This window comes from Mesorhizobium sp. M1A.F.Ca.IN.020.06.1.1 (genome assembly GCF_004023265.1).
Classification (GTDB): Bacteria; Pseudomonadota; Alphaproteobacteria; order Rhizobiales; family Rhizobiaceae; genus Mesorhizobium.
Window position 1 is genome coordinate 1 of sequence record NZ_RZSR01001284.1, and the last position, 1,306, is coordinate 1,306.

General features: G+C 69.4%; 2 protein-coding genes. Both read right to left on the reverse strand.

The genetic code is table 11. From position 1 onward, the window contains the following. The coding region (locus EOA60_RS33295) for a PHP domain-containing protein (RefSeq protein WP_128312635.1) at window positions 1–359 on the reverse strand (359 nt) is incomplete at its 3' end. Beyond that, window positions 356–1,306, reverse strand: a 951-nt coding sequence (locus EOA60_RS33300; RefSeq protein WP_348632744.1) for a DUF6504 family protein, incomplete at its 5' end; no start/stop codon positions are given. The genes EOA60_RS33300 and EOA60_RS33295, both read right to left, overlap by 4 nt.

The window sequence follows — 1,306 nt, forward strand, 5'->3', positions numbered from 1 at the left end:
AGGTCGTTGAGTTCGAGCAGCGTCGCGCCCTTCTCGTTCTCGTCGCGCAGATTGGCCTGCGTCAGCATGCGGCAGAGATGTCCCCAGCCCTTGCGGTCGCGGGGGTAAGCCAGAATGTCCGGCGTGCCGTCGCAAAAAACCAGGCGGCAACCGGGATGATAGGGCAGCTTCTCGACCCTGGCCTGCTGCCAAGCCCGCACGACGCCGGCGACCGTGTTGCGGTCGGCAAGGCCGATCGAGGAAAAGCCGTGGAATTTCGCCGTGACCACCAGCTCCTCGGGCTTGGAGGCGCCGCGCAGGAAGGAAAAGTTCGACTGGATGCCGAACTCGGCATAGGGGATGGCGGTCAGCGCGTTCATGCGAAGACGCCGTGCATGAACCAGCGCGGCGCGGCATGCGAGGCGCTGCTGTAGAGGCCCTGGCGGTAGAGCCAGTAGCGGCGCCCTTCGCTGTCCTCGATGCGGTAATAGTCGCGCGTCGGCGCCTCTTCCTCACCGGGCAGCTGCCGCCACCATTCGGCGGCGATGCGCTCCGGCCCTTCGGCGCGGGCGACGCGATAAAGCGCGCGCCGCCAGCGGAAATTCATCGGCGGGCCCTCGGGGATCTCGGTCGCCGGCACCTCGATCGGCTCGGGCGAGCGGAACAGCCGTACCGGCCGCTCCGGCGGGAAGATGGTCATCGGCGGTGCTGTCCGGTCGGGCTTCGGCGGCCTGCGCCTTTGCGGCGCCTCCGCGAAAGGAACCGTGGTAACGGCGCGCTCCGGCAGGTGGCTATCGACGACGACCGGCTTCAGCACGGCGGCTTCGCCGAGACGGGCACGCACGCGGTCGGCGAATAAAGCGATGTCGGCGTCATCGTCGCTTGTCTCGCCGGCAAGGTCGGCCTGCAGCATGTCGAAGGCGGCGACCGAAAGCACCGACAGCCGCACGAGGTCGAAGCCGAAGCCGGCATCGATGGTCTGTTCCAGCGCGGTCAGCCGTTCGTGAAACAGCTTTCGGATCAGCTGCGGCTCGCGCATGGGCCGCGAGGTGCCGACCGCGATGCGGCTGACGGCGCCGTCGACGCGGAAGAGGAGAAGGGCGAGCGCCCGCGCGCCTTCGCCGCGGCGCTCGAGGTCGGCCTTCAAGGCAACGGCAAGCCGGCTCACCAGCCGCTCGATGTCGTCGGTGAGCACGATCGGCTCGGCAAGATGGCGCTCGACCGAGAGCGGCGCCACGGGAAGGCGCGGCGACACCGCCTCGTCGAGCCGGCCGAGCGCCTGGTCGAGGCGCAGAAGCAAGGTGGCGCCGAAGCGGCGGGCGAGCGG